This window comes from Pseudomonas sp. LBUM1640 (assembly GCF_059716225.1).
In genome coordinates, this window is record NZ_CP166816.1 from 3,100,261 (window position 1) to 3,121,471 (window position 21,211).

15 protein-coding genes are annotated in these 21,211 nt (G+C 61.2%); 1 reads left to right on the plus strand and 14 read right to left on the minus strand.

The features are described 5' to 3' along the window. Window positions 1–11 precede the first annotated feature (11 nt). The 14 genes from ACA065_RS14015 to ACA065_RS14080 form a co-directional block, all read right to left on the minus strand. Complete coding sequence (locus tag ACA065_RS14015) at window positions 12–2,768, minus strand: malto-oligosyltrehalose synthase (RefSeq protein ID WP_497695021.1); 2,757 nt, start codon at window positions 2,766–2,768, stop codon at window positions 12–14. Then, a complete protein-coding gene (malQ, locus tag ACA065_RS14020) occupies window positions 2,765–4,849 on the minus strand; it encodes a 4-alpha-glucanotransferase (protein ID WP_497695022.1) in 2,085 nt (694 codons plus the stop codon). The genes ACA065_RS14015 and malQ overlap by 4 nt, the downstream gene beginning before the upstream one ends. Beyond that, window positions 4,846–6,591, minus strand: coding sequence for a malto-oligosyltrehalose trehalohydrolase (gene treZ / locus ACA065_RS14025; RefSeq protein ID WP_497695023.1), 1,746 nt, complete (start codon window positions 6,589–6,591; stop codon window positions 4,846–4,848). Before treZ ends, malQ begins: the two co-directional genes overlap by 4 nt. Before the next feature lie 19 nt (window positions 6,592–6,610). Beyond that, complete coding sequence (gene glgA, locus ACA065_RS14030) at window positions 6,611–8,167, minus strand: glycogen synthase GlgA (protein WP_497695024.1); 1,557 nt, start codon at window positions 8,165–8,167, stop codon at window positions 6,611–6,613. Window positions 8,168–8,599: 432 nt separating this feature from the next. After that, window positions 8,600–9,553 carry a D-2-hydroxyacid dehydrogenase family protein gene (locus tag ACA065_RS14035; RefSeq protein ID WP_497695025.1) on the minus strand — a complete coding sequence of 318 codons (954 nt, stop codon included), beginning with the start codon at window positions 9,551–9,553 and terminating at the stop codon, window positions 8,600–8,602. 26 nt (window positions 9,554–9,579) lie between these two features. Further along, window positions 9,580–10,593 (minus strand): alpha/beta fold hydrolase, encoded by a 1,014-nt coding sequence (locus ACA065_RS14040; protein WP_497695026.1) that lies wholly within the window; start codon window positions 10,591–10,593, stop codon window positions 9,580–9,582. A 104-nt stretch (window positions 10,594–10,697) separates the two neighbouring features. Further along, window positions 10,698–11,711, minus strand: a complete 1,014-nt coding sequence (locus ACA065_RS14045) for an alpha/beta fold hydrolase (protein WP_497695027.1) — start codon at window positions 11,709–11,711, stop codon at window positions 10,698–10,700. A 215-nt stretch (window positions 11,712–11,926) separates the two neighbouring features. After that, entirely contained in the window at window positions 11,927–12,367 is a 441-nt protein-coding gene (locus ACA065_RS14050; protein ID WP_497695028.1) for a YqaA family protein, read from the minus strand. Between the two features lie 3 nt (window positions 12,368–12,370). Continuing rightward, the gene (locus ACA065_RS14055) at window positions 12,371–12,817 is read right to left on the minus strand and encodes a DUF411 domain-containing protein (RefSeq protein WP_497695029.1); all 447 of its coding nucleotides are present in this window, start codon (window positions 12,815–12,817) and stop codon (window positions 12,371–12,373) included. A gap of 110 nt (window positions 12,818–12,927) precedes the next feature. After that, complete coding sequence (locus ACA065_RS14060; protein WP_497695030.1) at window positions 12,928–13,386, minus strand: SRPBCC family protein; 459 nt, start codon at window positions 13,384–13,386, stop codon at window positions 12,928–12,930. A 90-nt stretch (window positions 13,387–13,476) separates the two neighbouring features. Then, window positions 13,477–15,471: a methyl-accepting chemotaxis protein gene (locus ACA065_RS14065; protein ID WP_497695031.1), complete on the minus strand. Its 1,995-nt coding sequence runs from the start codon at window positions 15,469–15,471 to the stop codon at window positions 13,477–13,479. Between the two features lie 190 nt (window positions 15,472–15,661). Then, a complete protein-coding gene (locus tag ACA065_RS14070; RefSeq protein ID WP_497695032.1) occupies window positions 15,662–17,200 on the minus strand; it encodes a M91 family zinc metallopeptidase in 1,539 nt (512 codons plus the stop codon). Between the two features lie 229 nt (window positions 17,201–17,429). Beyond that, window positions 17,430–18,974 carry a M91 family zinc metallopeptidase gene (locus ACA065_RS14075; protein ID WP_497695033.1) on the minus strand — a complete coding sequence of 515 codons (1,545 nt, stop codon included), beginning with the start codon at window positions 18,972–18,974 and terminating at the stop codon, window positions 17,430–17,432. A gap of 199 nt (window positions 18,975–19,173) precedes the next feature. Beyond that, window positions 19,174–20,169, minus strand: coding sequence for an aldo/keto reductase (locus tag ACA065_RS14080; protein WP_497695034.1), 996 nt, complete (start codon window positions 20,167–20,169; stop codon window positions 19,174–19,176). A gap of 118 nt (window positions 20,170–20,287) precedes the next feature. Here ACA065_RS14080 and ACA065_RS14085 point away from each other — a divergent pair, with 118 nt between their 5' ends. Continuing rightward, window positions 20,288–21,205 carry a LysR family transcriptional regulator gene (locus ACA065_RS14085; protein ID WP_497695035.1) on the plus strand — a complete coding sequence of 306 codons (918 nt, stop codon included), beginning with the start codon at window positions 20,288–20,290 and terminating at the stop codon, window positions 21,203–21,205. Window positions 21,206–21,211 lie beyond the last annotated feature (6 nt).

Sequence of the window (21,211 nt, forward strand, 5' to 3'; positions counted from 1 at the left end):
ACAGAAAAGTTTCAGCTTTCTTGATCATCAGGATTGATAAAGACATTGACCGGGAAATCCCCCAGGGCAGCGCTGATCAACAGCTCCTTGTTTGGTGTGACTGCGCCTGTATGAAAAAGTCCCTTCCAGTTTTGTGTTGTCACGGCGAACGGTAATTTCACCCGCGTATCGCCCCAAACCTGCGCATTGATGTGGGGCAATTCACCGTTTTTCAGCAGGCGATGGGGCCAGCGTGGCACCACCACCAGCAGGTGTTTGCCTTGAGACTCGCGGCAGAATGCGACGACGTGCTCAGCGTGTTCGCCAATGACCTGCAGCGGTGTGTAGCGGCCGCTGTGGAAGATCTCGGAATCAGCCTTGCGCAAGGCCAAAACTTCGGCAATCAGCGCCTGTTTGATACGCCCGTCGCGCCAGTGGGACAACAATTCGCCAGTGCCCGGTGGTGCATCCAGCGCGCGTTGCCGTGCGTTGAAATCCACTGGGCGGCGGTTGTCCGGGTCCACCAGGCTGAAGTCCCAGAACTCATCGCCCTGGTACAGGTCCGGCACACCCGGCACGGTGAGACGAAGCAAGGTTTGCGCCAGGCCGTTTATCGCGCCAGCCGCAGCGATGGCGTGGGCGGCGTTGCCGAGGGCGCTGCGCAATGCGTTGCCTTCTTCGCTGAGCAGCAGGCGCGTGAGGAAGGCTTCTACACTGTGTTCGTAGGCCTCGTTGGGCGCGCTCCAGCTGCTTTGTAGCTTGGCTTCGCGCAGGGCTTTTTGCTGCCATTGCCACAGACGCTGTTCATAGCCCTGCATGTCCGGGTTCGCGTCCAGCGGCCAACTGCCCAGCAGCACTTGATAAAGGATCAGCTCGTCACCGGCAGAAGGGCTGCTGGCATCGTCGCGCAACGGTGCCGCGAGGGTGCGCCAGTGTTCGACCTGCTCGGCGTACCACGGCGCGCATTCGCTGAGTACGGCCAAGCGCGCGCGGGTGTCTTCGCCGCGTTTGTGGTCGTGGGTGGCGGTGGCCAGCAGGTTGTCGGGAAAGGTCTGCAAACGTTGTTGATTGACCGCGTGAAACTCGGCCACGGGCGCACTGAACTGCTCAGTGCTGAAGCCCACGTCGTTACGCGACAGCAGCACCGCCGAGCGATAGAACGCGGTGTCTTCCACGGCCTTGGCGGCGGCCGGCGACGTCAGTTGCTGGAACCGCACGCAGGCATGCTTGAGTATCTTGCGCTCACGGCCTACCGGGCGATTACGCCAGGGTTGCCCGCCGAGCCATTTTTCGAGGTGATCGAGCACCGGCCAGTCACCTTCGCTCAAGGTGCTGCGGGCACCGGCCAGGGCTTGCAGGAAAAACACATCATCGCGTTCGCTGCGCCCGCGCGCGCTGATATAGGTGCGGTACACCGGGAAGTGCACGATCAATGCCTGCAAGGCACGGCGGATCGCGCCCAGGGTCAGGTCGCGGGTCATCACATCATCACGGGCCACTTGCAGCAGGGCTTGGGCCACGCTTTCAAAGTCGCCGGCCAGGGAACCGTTGAGGATCTGCTGGCGGGCCAGCCAAGCCTCTTCGATAAACGCCGCGGGCCGTTCGCTGTGGCGGGTCCACAGCTCGGCGAGCGGCGCAAAGCCTTGCGGATCATGTTGCAGCAGCGACAGCTGATTCATGAATTCGTAGCCGGTGGTGCCGTCGACTTTCCAGTCTTCGCGCAGGCTTTCGCCTTCGCCGAGGATTTTCTCGACAAAGATTGGCAGGTGCCGCTCGGGCGCCAGCGAATCCACCCGACGGCGCAGCTTGCGGCAGTAACCGCGTGGGTCGGCGAGCCCGTCGATATGGTCGATGCGCAGGCCATCCACCAGGCCTTCGCTGATCAATTCGAAGATCTTGCCATGGGTGGCTTCAAACACGGCGCTGCGTTCCACACGCAGGCCGCCCAGCTCGTTGACGTCGAAGAAGCGCCGCCAGTTGATATCGTCCGCAGCGGTTCGCCAGCTGGCGAGGCGGTAAGCTTGTTGCTCGAGCAATGAGTGCAGGCGGTCAAAGCCATCGGGTTGGCGCCCGTCGAACTGGGTCAGGCGCTGTTCAATGGCGTGCAGTACCTCGCCTTCAGTGGCGCGTTCGGCCAGCGCCTGCTTGAGCCAAGCCGCTTCGTGGTAGGCGTCGTCTTGGTAGGCAAGGGCGCTGAAGCGGTCGGCCAAAGGCTTGAGCAGCTCATCGCTGCCCAGGATCAGCGCGTAATCGCGCGGGCAGATCGGGAAGCGGTGCTCGTAATGTCCGACGTAAAAAGCGCCGTGTTCGGCGTCGAAATGCAGCGCCAGGGTGCCGGTTTGCAGGGCTTCACCGTAGTCGCTGCCCAGAAACGGCATCAGCAGCTGGCCCTTGAGCAACGGGTCGGGCGAGTGCCATTGGATGTCGAAGAACTCGCTGTAGGCGCTCAAGCGGCCCCACTCCAGCAGGTCCAGCCACCACGGGTTATCCGCGCCGCCCACGGCCATGTGGTTGGAGACGATATCGAGGATCAGCCCCATATCGTGTTCACGCAACGCCGCAACCAGGCGGCGCAAGGCCGCTTCGCCGCCCAGTTCCGGGTTGACTGTGGTCGGGTCGACCACGTCGTAGCCGTGCATTGACCCGGCGCGGGCGCTGAGCAGCGGCGAGGCGTACAGGTGGCTGATGCCCAATTGGGCAAAGTACGGCACCAGCGGTACCGCGTCATCCAGGGTAAAACCTTTATGGAATTGCAGGCGCTGGGTCGCGCGCAGGGGCAAATCTTTCATCGGTCACGCTCATGGGCTTGGTTGCGCGCGACGGCCAGCAGTTCGAGGCGGCGTGCGGCTCCGGCGTTGTCGAGCAGGCTGGCGGCCTCGCCCGGCAGGCGGCGACGCCAATTGGGATGGGTGTCGGTGGTGCCGGGCAGGTTGGCTTGTTCCTCGATGCCCAGCGCATCTTCCAGCGGCAGCAACACCAGCGGCGCACGGGTGTGGCCCAGGTAGCGCACGCTGGCGTCGATCATATGGTCGGTGTCGTTGCGGATCTCATCGACGAAGTTTTGCGGGTCCTGGCTCAAGGCCTGGCGCAGCGCCTGGCGTTCGCGCAGGCGGTGCTCACTCCATTGCTCCACGGTCGGCGCGTCGATCAGGCCAAGCTGAATGTTCCACTCGATGTCGCGGCTGTGCCACCAGCCATTGAGGGTTGGCAAGTCGTGGGTGCTGGTGGTCGCCAAGGCGTTGTCCGGCCAGTCGAGGATCGGTTTGAACTGGCCATCGTGGCCTTGTTCGAACAGCAACACGCGCATGCCCAGGATCGAACGGCCGATGAGTTTTTCGCGCAGGCCGTCGGGCACGGTGCCCAGGTCTTCACCCAGCACAATCGCCTGGTGGCGCTGAGATTCCAGTGCCAACAGCCGCAACATATCGTCGACCGGGTAATACAGATAGGCGCCTTCGCGCGGCGAGGCGTCCATGGGGATCACCCACAGGCGCTGCAGGCCCATCACGTGGTCGATGCGCAGGCCGCCGGCGTGGGCGAAGTTGGCGCGCAGCATCTCGATAAAGGCGCGGAAACCATGACGTTTGAGGCCTTCCGGGGAAAACGCCGAGATGCCCCAGCCTTGGCCGGCGCGGTTGAGGATATCGGGCGGCGCGCCCACCGTGAGGTTGGCCAGCAATTCATCCTGGCGGCTCCAGGCCTGGCTGCCACCGCCGTCGGCGCCCACGGCCAGGTCGGCAATCAGGCCGACGCCCATGCCGCTGCCCCGCGCGGCTTGTTGCGCACGCTCCAGGCAACGCGCGATTAACCACTGGCTGAAGGCGAAGTAGCCGATCTCATCGCGATTTTCATCGGCGAACTGCGCCAGCGCCGGGCTCTGCGGGGTGCGCCAGGCCTCGGGCCAGTGCCGCCAGTCGAGTGCTTCACCCGCGGCGGCGCGCACGGCTTGCACAGCTTCGAAACGGCAGTGGTTTTCCAGGGCTTCGCCACCGGCTTGGCGAAAGCTCAGGAAATCGGCGTGCAGTGGATGCCCGCCATGGCGGAAATCTTCATACAAGGCGCGCAACAGGCGCTGCTTGGCCTTGGCGGCGGCGGGCCAGTCGATCAGGGTGTGTTGCTCAAGGGTGTGTAACTCATCCGCCAGCCCGAGGGCGTCAATGGCGCTGCGCACTTCACGCTCGCCAAGGATGCAGGCGGGCGAGGCGTACAGGCTATTGAGAAACAAGCGGCTGGAAGGCGAGTAGGGGCTGTAGCGCTCGGTGTCGGCACTGAACATCGCGTGCATCGGGCTGATTGCCAGGGCATCGGCGCCGCGTTCGGCGGCGGAGCGCGCCAGGTGCTCCAAGGCCTGGGTGTCGCCAAAACCACCGTCGCCCAGACGGCGCAGTGCATACAGTTGGGCGCTGATGCCCCAGGCGCGGGCCGGTTGGCTGTCGACGGCTTCGGCCACGCTGTAGCAGTGCGTGGGCGCCACGGCCAGGGTGAACGTTTGGTCATTGATATGCACTTGGTGGTAGCCCAGCGCAATGACGCCGGGCAGCACCCCATCGCCATCGAGGCGCAATTCCAGGGTTTCGCCGTCTTCCAGGCTGACCCGGCATGGCGTGTCCGCAGCGAAGTAGCGCGCCAGGTCCAGGCCTTCGCCGCTGTCGACGGTCATCAACGGCGGCAGGTGTTTGTCTTTTTGCACCTGCTCCAGTTCGAGCAAGCTGGCATCGATCTCGGCGTCGGTATCGGCCGGGTGGCCCAGGCCTTTGAGAACGGCGCGCAGGGCGTCGGGTTTCACATGTTGCGGGCGGCCGTTTGCGTCGATCCAATCGACGGCCAGGCCCGCGCGGCTGGCGAGTATTTCCAGGTTCGCTTCGCTCAAAGGTGCTCTCCAACAGGGAATAAGGCGACGCGTGCGCTGAACGGCGCCAAGTGCGCCTCATCCGTGGCAGGCGTCTCGAATAGCAGGTGCGGCGGCGCGGGGTAAGCCAACGGCGTGGCGCCGAGGTTCAGGTCAATCTGCAACACGCTGCCGTTGCCCAGGCGCCAGCGCGCGGTGACGGCGCCATCAGCCAGTACCTGTGCGCCCAGCGCGATACTGCCGGGCAGGTGCGGCACGATATGCAGGTGACGCAAGCTCAGCAGGTGCCGGTAAAGCTGGCTGTGTGCGTTCTCGGCAAAGCCGGGCGCCGATTGCATAAAGGTCGGCAGGGCATTCGGGTCGGGGATGTGTTCGCGCCGCTCGGGGTCCTTGAAGGCCGCAAAGTCGGCGAACTCGTTGCGCCGGCCTTCGCGCACGGCTTCGGCCAGTTCGCCATGATGGTCGGTGAAAAACAGGAATGGCGCGTCGGCGTTGACTTCGTCGCCCATGAACATCAGCGGGATCATCGGCGACATCAGCAATAATGTGGTGGCCGCCTTGAGCGCCTGGGGTGAGCACAGCTGATGCAGGCGTTCGCCCAGGGCGCGGTTGCCGATCTGGTCGTGGTTCTGCAAAAACGCCACGAAGGCGCTGGGTGGCAAGTCAGCACTGGGTTCGCCGCGCGCATGGCCATGGCGGGTGGTGTGGCCTTGATAGATGAAGCCTTCGCCCAGGCAGCGCGCCAGTTTGTCCGTAGGGTTTTCGGCGAAGTCGCTGTAGTAGGCGTCGGTTTCGCCGGTCAGCAACACATGCAAGACGTTATGGAAGTCATCGTTCCACTGCGCATCGAAATCATGCGTCAGCAGGCTGGCCTGGTTGAGCTCGTTTTCCAGCACCAGCCACACGTGACGGCCGGTATCCACCTGTTGGCGTACGCGGTGGGCCAGTTCCTTGAGGAAACCCGGATTGTCGATGGCGTGCACCGCGTCCAGGCGCAGGCCATCGAAGCGGTATTCCAGCAGCCACATCAGCGCGTTATCGAGGAAGAAGTCGCGTACTTCGCGGCGATCAAAATCGATGCCGGCGCCCCAGGGCGTGTGCACGTCTTCTTGAAAGAAGCGCTTGGCGTATTGGCCCAGGTAATTGCCGTCGGGGCCAAAGTGGTTGTAGACCACGTCGAGCATCACCGCGAGGCCGTGTTCGTGGGCACTGTCGATCAGTTGCTTGAGTTGTTCGGGCGTGCCGTACGAGGCTTGGGGCGCGTAGGGCAGGACCCCGTCGTAACCCCAATTGCGCTCGCCGGGAAATTGCGCCAACGGCATCAGTTCAATGGCGGTAATGCCCAGCTCGGCCAGGCGAGGCAGTTGCTGTTCAACCGCAGCGTAGCCGCCCAGTGCGCCGACATGCAGCTCGTAGATCACGGCCTCATGCCACGGGCGGCCTTGCCAGTTGCAGTGGCGCCATTGATAGGCGAGCGGGTCGACGACCACGCTCCAACCGTGCACATCCAAGGCCTGGGCCCTGGACGCGGGGTCGGGTACATCCATTTCGCCGTCGATGTTGTAGCGGTAGCGAGTGCCCGCCGGGCACTTCATCTCTACCTCAAACCAGCCTTCTGCCTGAGGCAGCATGGCGATTGATTTGCCGTCTTCCAATTCAACGCTGACATAAAACGCGTCTGGCGCCCACAGGGCAAAACGCGTGTGTTGCGCGTCCAGCATGATTGCGCCGTGGGGCCAGGTTTCCAGAGTCCGTGACGGCATCTATGAAGCCCTCCCTTGATTATTTAGCGGATTTCCCCAGTGCTTTAGCCACCAGTTGTTCGTACAGCTCGGCGTAGGGTTCCACCGCCTGGCACCAGTTGAAGGGTTGAGTCATGGCGCGGCTGCGCATGGCGTTGAGCAAGCCTTTATTGGCAAACACGCGAAACGCGCGGCTAAGCGCCTCTTCGTAGCTGTCTACCGTGGACTCATTGAACAGGAACCCGGTGACGCCATTTTCAATGGTGTCGGCAAGGCCGCCGGTATTGCGCGCCACCGGCAATGAACCGAAGCGCTGCGCATACATCTGGCTCAGGCCGCAGGGTTCGTAACGCGAAGGCATCAGCAGGAAGTCGCTGCCGGCAAACATGCGGCGGGCGTCGGTTTCATTGAAGCCGATGCGCACGCCAACCTGGCCGGGAAAACGCAGGGCCAATTCACGCATGGCGTGTTCTTCTTCCGGCTCGCCGCGACCGATAATCGCGATCTGGCCGCCGTTTTCGACGATAAAGCTGCTGACCGCTTCGGTGAGGTCCAGGCCTTTTTGATAGACCAGGCGCGACACCACCGCGAACAGTGGGCCGGTGGAATCGTGCAGGCCGAACAGTTCGCGCACATGGGCGGCATTAACCGCCTTGCCTTCCCAGTCACCGATATTGAAGTTGTGGGTCAGGTGCGTGTCGGTGGAGGTTTCCCAGCTTTCGTCGATGCCGTTGGGAATGCCACTGAGCAGGCCTTGCTGGGTCTTGGCGGCGAGGAAACCATCGAGGCCGCAGCCGAATTCCGGGGTGGTGATTTCCTGGGCGTACGTGGCGCTCACCGTGGTGATATGGCTGGAATAGGCCATGCCGGCCTTGAGGAACGACATTTTGCCGTAGAACTCCATGCCCTCTTGTTGCAAGGCATGCGGCGGAATGCCCAGCTCAGGCGTTGAGGCCAGGCTGACCACACCTTGATAGGCGAGGTTATGAATGGTGAACAGGGTGGGCGTGCGTGAACCACGCCAGTGCATATACGCCGGGGCCAGGCCAGCGGGCCAGTCGTGGGCGTGCACCAGGTCCGGGCACCAGTGGATCTGCGCCAGGTTGGCGGCCATGTCGGCGGCGGCCAGGCCCAGGCGGGCAAAACGAATATGGTTGTCGGGCCAGTCGCGGCCGTTGTTGGCACCGTAGGGCGTGCCTTCGCGCTCGTAGAGCTCAGGGCAGATCAATACATAGATGACCAAGCCATCCTTGAGGTCCATGCGCCCGATCTTGCAAGGCGGCAGCGCCGCGTGGCCACCCAGCTCGCCGATGATGTGGATCGGGTTATCGCTCTCCATCACCTGCGGGTAGCCGGGGATCAGCACGCGCACATCATGCAAGTGCGCCATGGCGCGGGGCAGGGCAGCGGACACGTCGCCCAGGCCGCCGGTTTTCACCAGGTCGGCGAATTCGGAGGTCACAAACAAGACTTTTTTTCGATTGGGGTTCTGACTCACGATCGGCCGCACAGTGTTGGGCAGGTCGGCCAACGATGTCGGTCCCCCTGCCGGCTGACTAAAACGCTCTCCCTGAGTATCTACTGCAGCACTGATCATAGTTCTCTCCCACATATCTGGTCGGCTAATGGCCCGCTGCCATTAGCTCCGATGACCGCATCCTGCGGCCAGGCGCACAAGCACTGTACAAACTGGCAAGGCGTATGCCAGTTGCACGAATTGGTCAAAAAGATTGGATGGACGGGCATTTGGTGTGAACCGCGTGCACTCGCCTCCCTTAAAAACTGGACCTATGGCAGAGTTGGAAAGTTTCGATTTTTTGCGGGGTTTTTGTTTTGGAACGGACCCATCGGTCATGAGTCTAGGACAGATCCCAGAGCCTGTAGGGTTTCTAGGATATTTTTGTAGGACAAAAAACTTGTAACGTTATGCAAGGTTGAAAACGTGGTGATCCACGGGGATCGGTGGGGTTGTTGGGGCGAGGGAGCAAGCTCCCTTGCCACAGTAGTGCGTACGCCCTTGATTGGTGCGTCAGCCCAGCCCGCGAATGGGCGCGCCGCCAGCCCAGGCTTGAACATCCTCAATTATCTGCTGATAAAACTGCCGGTAATTCTGCTCGCTCACATACCCTACATGGGGCGTGGCTAACACGTTGGGCAAACGCCGGAACGGATGATCACTGGGTAGTGGCTCTTCGCTATAAACGTCCAGCGCCGCTCCCGCCAAGCGCCCGGCGGACAGTGCCGCGACCAGCGCCTGTTCATCCACAATCGGCCCGCGCGCGGTGTTCACCAACCGCGCAGTCGGTTTCATCCAGCCCAACGCCTCGGCATCCACCAGGCCGCGGCTGCGCTCGCTGAGCACCAGGTGCACGCTGAGGATATCGGCCTGTTCAAACAACTCGCGTTTGCTGACCCAGGTGACGCCCGATTCGGCTGCCCGCTCAGGCGTAAGGTTTTCACTCCAGGCAATCACGCGCATGCCGAACACCTGGGCAAACTGCGCGACTTTCTGGCCAATGCTGCCCAGCCCGAGAATGCCCAATGTCTTGCCGTACAGGTCGCCGCCCAAGCCAACCTGCCAGCCGCCGTCCCGCAGGGCGTTGGCTTCGACCAACAAGTTACGGGTGCACGCCATGATCAACGCCCACGTCAGCTCCGGCGCCGCCTGTTTATAGCTGTCGGTGCCGCACACCTGGATGCCCAGGGCCTTGGCGGCCGGAATGTCGATGGCCGCGTTGCGCATGCCGCCGGTCACCAGCAGCTTGAGGTTGGGCAGGTCTTGCAGCAGGGCTTTGTCGAAGGTGGTGCGTTCGCGCATCACGCAAATCACCTCGAAACCCTGCAAACGCTCGATCATCACCGCCGTATCCGCGGGGTAATCGTGCAGGAAGTGCACGTGGCCCACCGCGTTCAAGACCGACCAGTCCACCACGCCACTGGCCACATTCTGCCAATCATCAATGACTGCGATCTGTACCGACATTCACGAGTGCCTCGAAAAAGGTTGGATTAAAGGGCATTCAAACCCTGCAACAGCGTTTTATTAAACTGGGCCGGTTCTTCCATTTGCGGCGCATGCCCAAGGCCGGGGAATTCCACCAGGGTTGCATGCGGGATCAACTTGGCCGCTTGCTTGCCCAGCACGTCGTAATGGCCGAGTTTGGCCTTGACCGCAGGCGGCGCGATATCGCTGCCGATGGCGGTAGTGTCGGACGTGCCGATCAGCAGCAGGGTGGGCATCTGCAGATTCTTGAACTCGTAGTACACCGGCTGGGTGAAGATCATGTCGTAAAGCAGCGCCGAGTTCCAGGCAACCTGGGTATGCCCAGGCCCTTTATTCAACCCCGCGAGCATGTCGACCCAACGGTCGTACTCAGGCTTCCAACGCCCCACGTAATAGGTGTTGAGTTCGTATTGGCGAATGCCTTCGGCGCTGAGTTTCAGCTCGCGTTCATACCATTGGTCGACGCTGCGATAAGGCACGCCCAGGGCTTTCCAATCTTCCAGGCCAATCGGGTTGACCAGCGCCAGCTGCTCGGTTTGCGCCGGATACAGCAGGGCATAACGGGTGGCGAGCATGCCGCCGGTGGAGTGGCCAACGAGGGTGGCTTTTTGAATGCCGAGTTTATCCAGCAGTTGGTGGGTGTTGAGCGCCAGTTGCTGGAAGCTGTACTGGTAGTGGTCCGGCTTGCTGGAGGTACAGAAGCCGATCTGGTCCGGCGCGATCACGCGGTAACCGGCATTGCTCAGGGCTTTTATCGATTCATCCCAGGTGGCGCCGCAGAAGTTCTTGCCGTGCATCAGCACCACGCTGCGCCCGTTAGCCTTGCCTTGGGCGGGCACGTCCATATAGCCCATTTGCAGGGTTTTGCCTTGGGACTGAAAATTGAAATGTTCGACCGGATAGGGGTACTGGAAGCCTTGCAGCTCGGGGCCGTAGGCCGGGCCTTCAGGGGCGGCGAAGGCGGGAAGGGTGCAGCTGGCCAGCAGGCTGGCGGCGCACAGTGAACGGATCAGTGGCATGGGGCAGTCTCCGGAAACAGTGCCCGGATGCTGTGGCGGGAGGATTAAGCGGGGATTAAGCGCGGATTAACGGGGCGCCGCGACATCGCTGGCGCCCCGCTGGGTTACAGCGCTTTCAAGCCTTTGAGCAGTGCCGCGTGAAACTGGTCAGGGTCTTCGATTTGCGGCGAATGGCCCCGGTCGGCGAATTCCACCAGCGTTGCGCGGGGAATCAACTTGGCGACTTGCTTGCCCAGTACATGGTAGTTGCCGATTTTCGCCCTGACTGGCGGTGATGCCAGGTCGCGGTTGAGGGCTGTGGTGTCGGAGGTGCCAATGAGCAGCAGGGTCGGCATCTGCAAGTTCTTGAACTCGTAGTACACCGGCTGGGTGAAGATCATGTCCCAGATCAGCGCTGAGTTCCACACCACCTCCTGCTTGCCGGGCCCGTTGTAGAGCCCCACCAGCATGTCTACCCAGCGGTCGTACGCAGGTTCCCAGCGTCCCAGGTAGTAGTTGGTCTGTTGATAGCTACGCACGCCTTCGTAGGTCAGTTTGCTGTCGGCTTGCGCCCATTGGTCGACGGTGCGGTAGGGCACGCCGATGGCTTGCCAGTCTTCCAGGCCAATGGGGTTGACCATCGCCAGTTGTTCGGTTTGCGCCGGATACATCAAGGCGTAGCGAGTGGCGAGCATACCGCCGGTGGAATGCCCCAGGAGCGTGGCCTTTTTAATCCCGAGTTTTTCCAGCAGTTGATGAGTGTTGATTGCCAGTTGCTGGAAGCTGTACTGGTAGTGGTCCGGCTTGCTGGAGGTACAGAAGCCGATCTGGTCCGGCGCCACTACGCGGTAACCGGCGTCGCTCAGCGCCTTGATCGAGCCTTCCCAGGTGGCACTGCAAAAGTTCTTGCCGTGCATCAGCACGATGCTGCGGCCATTCGGTGTGCCCTTGGGCTTCACGTCCATGTAACCCATTTGCAACGATTGGCCCTGGGATGAGAATTTGAACCGCTCGACCGGATACGGGTACTTGAAACCCTGCAGCTCGGGGCCGTAGGTGTCTTTCTGGCTGGTGGCACAGCCGGTGAGGGTGGCGGCAAGTAACAGGCCCGCGAGGTAGAGCGCGTGCTTCGGTTGCATAGGTTTCTCCAGTGAAAAATCGGATGCTGTTGGCGACCGATTAATCGAGGATTAACCGTTTGAGGCGGCCGATAGACACAGCTCAAAGACGGACCAAAACAGAAATTTCCTACTGGAAAATGTCCATATCGCCAGGCGTACGAGTAGGAAATTAAGGTGTCAGCGGTTGACGCGTATAGCTGTCAAAAATGACAGTTGCGACCAACGGTCGTCACCTATGCGTTCGCCAGCTGGCTCAGGGTCAACACTGCCAGCACTGCATATCGAGCACCTTTGGCCAGCGTGACCATGAGCAGGAACCGCCAGAATGGCTCGCGCATGACGCCCGCCACCAAGGTCAGCGGGTCGCCGATAATCGGCACCCAACTGAGCAACAACGACCAATGCCCCCAGCGCTGGTAGTGCGTGCGGGCCTTTTCCAGGTGCCGGGGGCTGACCGGAAACCAGCGCCGGTCCTTGAAGCGCTCCACCGAGCGCCCCAGCCACCAATTGACCACCGAGCCCAACACGTTACCCAGGGTGGCGAGCGTGAGCAGCCAGCCCAGGTTGTAATGCCCGCTGATCAACAAGCCCACCAGCAGCGCCTCCGATTGCATCGGCAACAGCGTGGCGGCGCCGAAGGCGGCGAAAAATAGCCCCAGGTAACCGGCGAGCATTGATTAATGGGCCGGGTAGTCGGCCACTACCACGTCTTGACCTTCACGGGTCAGGCCGATGACTTGATACGCATCGCTCTTCCCGTCCATTTCCATGCCCGGTGAACCCATCGGCATCCCCGGTGCCGCGATGCCGAGCAAGTCGGTGCGTTTGCGCAGGGCCATCACGTGTTCGGCGGGTACATGGCCTTCGACGAACTTGCCGTCGATGACGGCGGTGTGGCACGAGGCCAGACGCGGCGCCACGCCCAGGCGCTGCTTGACGGCGCGCATGTCGGCTTCAACATGGTCGTCGACCTTGAAACCGTTGCTTTCCAAGTGGCTGATCCACTTTTTGCAGCAGCCGCAGTTGGCGTCACGATGCACGTCGATAGGGATCAGGTCGGCAGCCTGGGCCAGGCTGGAGGTGAGCAGGGCTGAAAGCAGGGCCAGTCGCACGGTGGTTTTCATGGAGTGTCTCGGGAGTAGGAGGGAGCCAATAGATGGCGGCGATCATGACGGTGTCATCGCAGGCAAGCCAGCGCCCACAGGTGAGTCACCGTTTCAGTAATGTTTCCAAATTATACGAAGGCAGGGTTTTCCAGCCGATGCTTGAGCTGATCCAGTGCAATGGCCGACAGTTCGACCATGCGCGCCTGCAAGGTGGCGAGTTGCAGTTCGGTTTCGTAGGTCAATACGCGTTTGAACAGCGTGCCGCCGCGATGGGCCTGCAAGAAATAGTGAAGGGAGCCATCTACGGCCAGGGAGGTGAACACGGTCTTGAATTCGGTTGGCCGGCGGGCAATCTGCACGCGATAACTCATGGGTACGCGCACGCCCAGCAGGTCGATGACTTCGGTGAAACGGGTGCCGACCGGGAGTGAGCCAGTGGTGCCGGTGTCGGCACTGAGGGAGGTGGGGTGCCACTCGTGCCAGCGGTCGGGCTGGGTCACGTAGTCGTAAACGACCTCGATGGGGGCGTCGATAAAGCGTTCCTGGCTGATCCGCTCCAAGCGGCTTGAATGCTCTACAGCGTGCATGACACACCTCCTGTGTGGCGAGACTTTGCACTAGGAGATGTCAGATTAGTCCCACTCCCGTGTTTTGCACGGGAGTGTTTCACTCATTTATCAGCGCACTTTGAAGCGGCTCATCAACGCAATCACCCGGCCATTGGCATCCAGCAGGCTTTGCGTATTGGTTTCAGTGGCATGGCCGCTTTCCACCAGTTCTTCAACCATATGGCGGATCTGCACCATGCTGCGGTTGATCTCCTCGGTCACCGCGCTTTGCTGCTCGGCGGCCGTGGCGATCTGGGTGCTGAGGTTGTTGATATGGCTGACCGAGCCGGCCATTTCGTCCAGGCCTGTATTCACCCGTGCTGTGGCATCCGCCGCCGACTGGCAGCTGGCCTGGGTGTTTTCCATGGCCGTCACCGACGAGCTCACGCCCGTGGTGAGGCGCGCGAGCATCTCATTGATCTGCGAGGTACTGGCCTGGGTGCGTGCGGCCAGTGCCCGAACTTCGTCGGCCACCACCGCAAAACCACGGCCTTGCTCACCGGCACGTGCCGCTTCAATCGCGGCGTTGAGTGCCAACAGGTTGGTCTGGCCGGCAATTGCGCCGATCACGCCCAGGGTTTCAGTGATGCGCGCGGCGTCCTGGCGCATGTTTTCCACGGTGTGGGTGGCGCTGGCCACTTCGCCGATCAAGGCGCTGACACTGCTGGAGGCTTCACCCACCACGACGCGGGAGCGGTCGGCGTGTTCGTTGGCGCGCTGGGTGAACGACGCCGTCTCAGCCGCGTTTTGCGCAACGGTGTCGGCGGTGGAGCTCATCTCAGTAATGGCGGTGACCGTCTGGTCTGTCTCTGAGGCATGCCGCACCAGAATCCGATTGGTCTGCGCCGAGGTTTGCTGCAATTGCTCAAGCCCCGAGGCCATCGCGCCTGTAGCTTGGGTCACTTCACCGATCATGTTTTGCAGGTAGATGATAAAGCGGTTGACCGAATGGCCGATTGCGCCCATTTCATCCTCGGCACGGATGGTGATGCGCCGCGTCAGGTCGGCATCGCCGGCGGACAGTGCGTCGATATTGGTTCTCAGCGACTTCATGCGCTGTACCAACTGGCGGATCGCGTAGAACGCCAACAGCACCAGCAGCAACACCATGGGAACTTGCAGCATCGCCAGGGTGCCGAGCACGTCATCGCGCTGGGCGGTGATCAGCGAAGTGGGCAGGGCGGTGGCGAGGAACCAGGGCGTGCCCTCGATCGGGCGCATGTAGAAGGTGCTGGCCACACCCTGGTTGTCGAATTCACTGCGCTGCAGCGCCTGGTCGCGATGGGCAAGCGCCTTGCTGACCTGGGCGGCAAAGGCTGACGTACCGGCCAGTTCGCTGATGTTCTTCAACACCACCGGGCCGCTGAGGCGTGTGCTGTTGCTGATGATCTTGCCGTCGCCCTCGACGATCAGCATCTGCCCGCCGATGTCTTTCTCCTTGCTGGCCACCAGGTCATTGAAGAACCCCAGGGTCACGTCGATGGTGGCGACGCCGTACGCCGCTCCGTCACGCTGGATCGCCATGGCGCAGTTGGTGCGCGGCTCCTGGCTGGCATCATCCTTGTAGGCAGCTGCCCAGGCGCACTGGCCGCGTGGCGAGGCCAGGCCGCCTTTGTACCAGCTCTGGTCGTAATAGTTGGGCGCGGCGTCACTGTTCCAGAAGGTGTTGACCGCCAGCTTGCCCGAGGCATCACGGTGCCAGAACGTGCTGTGTTTGTTACGCCCCGGGGTGCGCTGGTTGGGCAGTGGCCAGATGCCGCCGCCGAAGACCTTCAGCTCGCCATACTGGTCCACCAGGCCGGGCAGCACCTTGTCGATGGCATCGCTGTCGAGCAGGGGAATGGTTTGGGTGATGCTGCGTTGCTGGGCCTGAACCTTATTCAGTTCGCCTTGGATCTGCACGGCCACTTCAGCGATGCGGTTGAGCACCACTTGTTCTTCGGTGTGTTTTAGCGTGGGGGCGACCAACTGGCCGATGCCCACGACGGTCAACACAAATAGCACCAGGACGAACAGCACCAGAAACACGGTGTAGCGGGTTTGGATGGAGCGTAATGGGGGCATGGGGGTCGTCCTTACGAAGCGTTTATTATCGACGCGGCTGTGTTAGAGCTTCATCGGGCTATCGGCCTGGGAAGGAAGAGCTTTAGGTACGAGGGTGCAACGTTGTTTAATTTCATGTAGCGAGGTCAGTTGCCTGCCTCGCTACGTATATCAACCGTTGGTGGCGCGGTTGCTTAGGTATTGCGGTGTATTAGATACCGCGTCCCTGGGCGCTTTTTTTGAATAGGTAAGCGGGTCTTGACGATTTACCCATTTCTTCGTTCAAGCCGTTCTCCGTGAACGGTTTCGGGTTGATCGTACTCGGAGGCGTCGAGGGGTCGTTATCAAAGTCAAAGGGTTCTGCATCGCTGGGTAAGCCCACGACTTGGCGTTCAAGATTGTTGACGGGCAACGGTTTGTCGGGTGCTGGATGTTCGACGGTCTCACCCAACAGGTGGGTGCCGGTAGCGCCATTGTAGGCGTGGCCAATCTCATGAAATAGGGCGATTGCCGGCGTTATCATGTAGTTGCCGTCAGCGCTTTCGAGGATAGCTGCCGGGTTATAACCGATCCAGGCGAGGTCTGCTGGAGAGCCGGGGGCGCCATTAACAATACTGCCGAATGTCGAGTCGCCGAGTTTGCCTGACTCAGGCGTCCAATTACCCAGTTCGTTACTGAAAAACTGATACTTTGAGCCAAAGCTGGTTTCATCGATAGTGACCTTGCCGCCATTTGCCACGGCGAGCTTGTCCATCTCGGTGAGCGTCTGTTGACCGAGAGGCGAACTGCGGAAAAACTCAAGATCGTCGGCGACGTGTTGTTTGAAGTCTTCCGCGCCTTGCACCTCGAAACCCTTCTCGCCGGCATTGCTCGGTTTCACCTCGGTAAACGCCGAGCCTTGAGTGCGGTCGAACACATCATTGGCACCGGCGTAAATGCGATCCTTGAGCCGATTATTCCAGATGCGGTCGTTGCCCTTCCCGGTATAGAACGTCGTGCGGTCGTGTCCCACCAATAGATCATCACCCTTGCCGCCATGTAGAACGCTATGTCCGTTGCCTGAATACAGTTCGTCCTCGTCGTCACCGCCGTCCAAGTGGCTCTGCTTGGTCGCGGGGCCCAAACCACCGAACAGACGGTCGCGGCCTTTGTTGCCGTACATCACGGCATGGCCGGTTCCCCCAATGATTGTGTCGTCGTCCTCATTGCCTTCGGCGTAACCAAGACCGCTGCCCAGCCGCATGAAGTCGTTGCCGCGTCCTCCATAGAATCGGGTCCTGCCACCACCGGCCTGCATGTAGTCGTCACCCTCGCCGCCGTCAATGTCCACGCGAATCTTGACGTCGTCGTCGATGATGACCGAGTCATTGCCGCCATTGGTCTTGAACCAGAGGCCCTGTGCCGGCCCTTGTTTTTCTTTGGCATCGAGCAGGTACGACTTGCCATTGACGGTGAACTGCAGCTTGTCGCCCGGCCAATTGCGCACGTGGATCTGGTCTGCGCCGTCGCCGGTTTCCACCACGATCCGGTTCGATACGATTTTCGGATTTTTTTTGGGGTCGTCGTTGGCCCACGCGATTTCCCGACTGAACTTCACATCATCCTTTTCAAGCAGTGTATGGGTTCTCACGTTCATTCCTGGCGTGAGGTCGGACGGTGGGTCATAGGGTGACGGTTTGGGCTTGTCCGGCTCGGTAGACGCCGTGTAGCGAGAACGGGTTGCGGGAGAATGGGCGAGGGGTAACTGCATCGGTATGTCCTTCAGGCTGATCGTGAAAGACCTGACGGGGCGTCAGGAATACTCTTGCGTGGGAATCCAATCAAAAGGGTTCCTGTGGACGGCGAAGGGTTTTCGACCAGGCATTTCATGGCGCGCCTGCACCGGCGACCTGCCAGGTCGCCGGTGCAGCCTCCAGATCATTTAGCGCCTGCGTTCAGGCCTGGCCATTTCACTGGCGACCAATGCGCAGCGCGGGGTATCAGGTGCCGTTACCCTGATCGCTGGTCTCAAACGCGTAGAGTTTCCTCAAGGGCTTGTCCATCTCTGCGTTCAGGGCGTTCTCGGTGAACTGTTTTGGATTGAACGTGCCGGGCGGCGTCAGGGGGTCGAGATCCAAGTCAAACGGTTTAGCGCTGTTGGGTAGGCCGACGGCTTGGAGCTCATCATTATTGACCGGTTCCGATTCCCCGGACTCCAGTTGCTCGCTGCTCTGACCGGCCAGGAATGTGCCGGTGGCGCCATTGTAGGCATGGGCAATCTCATGAAAGAGGGCAGTGACAGGGACGGTCGTGTTGGTTTGGTCGGCACTTTCGAGGATCGACTGGGCGTCATAGAAAATTGAGCCGCGATCCGCACGGGCGCCAGGGGCGCCGTCGGTGATGGTGCCATAGTCGGTGGCGGTAGCCTTATTTTTTGCCTCAGGTGTCATTGTGTCCAGTGCGGTGCTCACAAACTCGTAGGCGTTAACGCCGGGGGGCGCCGGCGTGATCGTTACCTTGCCGCCATTCACTCCTGCGAGTTCATCCATTTTCGCCAGGGCCAGCTGGCCTAAGGGCGAACTGCGCAAAAATTCAAAGTCGTCGGTTACGCGTTGCTGGAACCGTGCGTCTCCCTGCACGGTGAAACCCTGTTCCCCGACGTTGCTCGGTTTCACCTCGGTGAACGCCGAACCTTGGGTTTTGTCGTACCGGTCATTGGCGTCGGCGTAAATGCGATCTTCGCGCTGATTATTCCAGATCTGGTCGCGGCCTTTGCCCGTGTAGAAGGTCGTGCGGTCATACCCGGCCAAACGATCATCGTCGTTGCCACCATGCAGAACGCTGTGCCCGCTACCTGCATGAAGAAAATCCCGGCCATCGCCACCGTCCAGGTAACTCTGTTTGGTCGCGGGGCCTGACCCGGCATAAAGCCGGTCATCACCTTGGTTGCCGTACATCACGACAGAGCCTGTGCCACCGATGATCGCATCGTCGTCTTCATTGCCTTCGGCGTAACCCAGGCCGCTGCCCAGTCGCAGGAAGTCGCTGCCGCGCCCTCCAAAGAGCCTGCTCCTGCCGCCTCCCGCCTGGAGGTAGTCGGCGCCATCGCCGCCTTCAATGTCGACACGCAGTGTGACATCAGCGTCGATAATGACCGTGTCATCGCCGCCCTTGGCTTTGATCCAGAGGCTCTGTTCCAGGTCAGGCTTTTCGTTGATGTCGAGTAGATGCGAGGTGCCGTTGATTAAAATTTTCAGCCGGTTGCCCGGCCAACTGCGTACATGGATATGGTCGGAGTGGTCACCGGTTTCCACCAGAAGCCAATTCTGCACAATCTGCGGGTTTTTAGGGTCCGACGTATCCCAGTCTATGAGTCGGCTGATTTTGATATCCCCGTCGACCAGCACTGGGTGCGTCCTGCGGTTAACGGGGCCGGGCGTCAAGTCGGCGGGTGGGTCGTAGGGCGACGGCTGAGGCTTGACGAACGGGGCAGGGGCAGTGGGAGGTTTGGGAGGGGCGGCCGAATAAGCCAGGGGAAGCAGCATTTGTGAATCCTTCACATTGAATTGTTATAGGCCTGATTGCTTATCAGGGCTACCCATTACGTGGAGCTGCTGCCGAAACCGTTCCAGCTGACTGCGCGGGATCTTTCTGCGAAATATGTCGTGCAGGCGCTGCACCGTTGCCGTGTGAACCCGCAGGCAAACGCTGTCAGCGCCGCACAGCATGTTCCGCCCACGGTTGCTATTGGTTCACCAACCCCATCGAGGCTTCGGGGTAGCGCGCACCCGCCGTAGCGCCCGCCGGGAAGATCGATGCCAGGGCGGCCAATTCGGCAGGGCTGAGCGTGATATCGACTGCCGCCACGTTTTCTTCCAGGTACTTGCGCTGCTTGGTCCCGGGAATCGGGATCAGGTAATCGCCTTGTGCGAGTACCCAGGCCAATGCCAATTGCCCGGCAGTGATGCTTTTTTCAGCGGCCAGCGCCTTGACCTGATCCACCAACCGCAGGTTTTTAGCAAAGTTTTCGCCTTGGAAGCGCGGGCTGGAGCGGCGGTAGTCGTCGGCGGCGAAGTCATCCGGGCTTTTCAGCGCGCCGGTGAGAAAGCCGCGCCCCAATGGGCTGTAGGGCACAAAGGCGATGCCAAGGCGTTGGCAGGCTGCCAGGCAACCGTTGTCTTCCTGGTCGCGGCTCCATAGCGAATATTCGCTTTGCAGGGCACTGATCGGATGCACCTTGTGCGCACGTTCCAGGCTGGCGGCGGACGCTTCGCTCAAGCCCAGGTAACGCACCTTGCCTTGCTTGACCAGCTCGGCCATGGCGCCGACGGTCTCTTCGATGGCCACTTCGGGGTCGACACGGTGCTGGTAGTAGAGGTCCAGGGTTTCGACGCCCAGGCGTTTCAGGGTGCCGTCAATGGCCTCGCGGATGTATTCAGGGCGGCCATTCACGCCGCGCACCGTCGGGTTCGCCGGGTCGCGCACAAACCCGAATTTGCTGGCCAGGAACACCTGGTCACGCTTGCCGGCGATGGCTTTGCCGATCAGTGCTTCATTGGTGTGGGGGCCGTACATGTCGGCGGTGTCGAGCAGCGTCACGCCCAACTCCAGCGCGCGGTGCAGGGTCGCGATGGCTTCCTGGGTATCGGTGCCGGTGGTGTAGAAATCGGTCATGCCCATGCAGCCGAGGCCGATGGTGGAGACGTGAGGGCCGTTCTTGCCGAGTTGACGAGTGTGCATAGGTTTAGCGCCTGGGTTGGGAAGGTCGCTATTGTTATCCTCGACAAAACTCAGATAAACCGGCTAAAAGCACTATCACTATTCGTAATTTCTAAACAGTGGCTGAAGGAGTCGTCACGTGGACCGATTCAACGCGATGCGCGTGTTCACACGGATTGTTGAGTTGGGCGGGTTTGCCAAAGCGGCCGATAGCCTGCAACTGCCCCGAGCATCGGTGACTGTCCTGATCAAACAGCTGGAAGCACACTTGGGCGTGCAGCTGTTGCAACGGACTACGCGCCAGGTCAGCCCGACCCTGGACGGCGCTGCCTACTACCAGCGTTGTGTGCAGTTATTGACGGACCTGGAAGAAACCGAGGCGGTGTTTTCCGTGAGTCGCCAAAACCCTCGCGGCACGTTAAGCATCGATATGCCCTCGGGCATTGGCCGGTTGATCGTGATTCCCGCGTTGCCAAGCTTTACCGCACGCTACCCGCTGATCGAGCTGGAAATCGGCCTTAACGACCGCCCCGTGGACTTGATCCGCGAAGGCGTGGACTGCGTGCTGCGCGGTGGCCTGGCCCTGGACGAATCGCTGGTGGCGCGGCCGCTGGCCGTGATGGATCAACTGACGTTGGCCAGCCCCGCGTACCTTGCGCGCATGGGTGTGCCCGCGAGCCTGGACGATCTGGCAGGTCACCAGATGGTCGAGTACCTCTCCAGCGCCAGCGGCAAACGTTTTGGCCTGGAGTTCCAGATTGGCCCCGAGTTACGCGCGGTCAACTTGCCGAAGGTCGTCGCGGTGAACAGTTCCGATGCGTATTTCGCCGCCTGCGAAGCCGGCTACGGGCTGATCCAGGCGCCGCACTATCACGCCATGCAGCAACTGGCCAAGGGCACGCTGGTGCACGTGCTGCCACAGCTGCCGGTGCCCGCCATGGCGCTGACCGCGCTATACCCGCCGCACCGCCAATTGTCGCAGCGGGTGCGGGTATTTGTGGATTGGTTGGTTGAGCTGTGTGCCCGACCCGGCACGGGGTTGCAACGCCAGGCCTGAGTGCGG

Coding starts and splice junctions, on each gene's coding strand:
- ACA065_RS14015 (WP_497695021.1), bottom strand. CDS start 2,768: ATGAAAGATTTGCCCCTGCGCGCGACCCAGCGCCTGCAATTCCATAAA.
- treZ (WP_497695023.1), bottom strand. CDS start 6,591: ATGCCGTCACGGACTCTGGAAACCTGGCCCCACGGCGCAATCATGCTG.
- glgA (WP_497695024.1), bottom strand. CDS start 8,167: ATGATCAGTGCTGCAGTAGATACTCAGGGAGAGCGTTTTAGTCAGCCG.
- ACA065_RS14035 (WP_497695025.1), bottom strand. CDS start 9,553: ATGTCGGTACAGATCGCAGTCATTGATGATTGGCAGAATGTGGCCAGT.
- ACA065_RS14040 (WP_497695026.1), bottom strand. CDS start 10,593: ATGCCACTGATCCGTTCACTGTGCGCCGCCAGCCTGCTGGCCAGCTGC.
- ACA065_RS14045 (WP_497695027.1), bottom strand. CDS start 11,711: ATGCAACCGAAGCACGCGCTCTACCTCGCGGGCCTGTTACTTGCCGCC.
- ACA065_RS14050 (WP_497695028.1), bottom strand. CDS start 12,367: ATGCTCGCCGGTTACCTGGGGCTATTTTTCGCCGCCTTCGGCGCCGCC.
- ACA065_RS14055 (WP_497695029.1), bottom strand. CDS start 12,817: ATGAAAACCACCGTGCGACTGGCCCTGCTTTCAGCCCTGCTCACCTCC.
- ACA065_RS14060 (WP_497695030.1), bottom strand. CDS start 13,386: ATGCACGCTGTAGAGCATTCAAGCCGCTTGGAGCGGATCAGCCAGGAA.
- ACA065_RS14065 (WP_497695031.1), bottom strand. CDS start 15,471: ATGCCCCCATTACGCTCCATCCAAACCCGCTACACCGTGTTTCTGGTG.
- ACA065_RS14070 (WP_497695032.1), bottom strand. CDS start 17,200: ATGCAGTTACCCCTCGCCCATTCTCCCGCAACCCGTTCTCGCTACACG.
- ACA065_RS14075 (WP_497695033.1), bottom strand. CDS start 18,974: ATGCTGCTTCCCCTGGCTTATTCGGCCGCCCCTCCCAAACCTCCCACT.
- ACA065_RS14080 (WP_497695034.1), bottom strand. CDS start 20,169: ATGCACACTCGTCAACTCGGCAAGAACGGCCCTCACGTCTCCACCATC.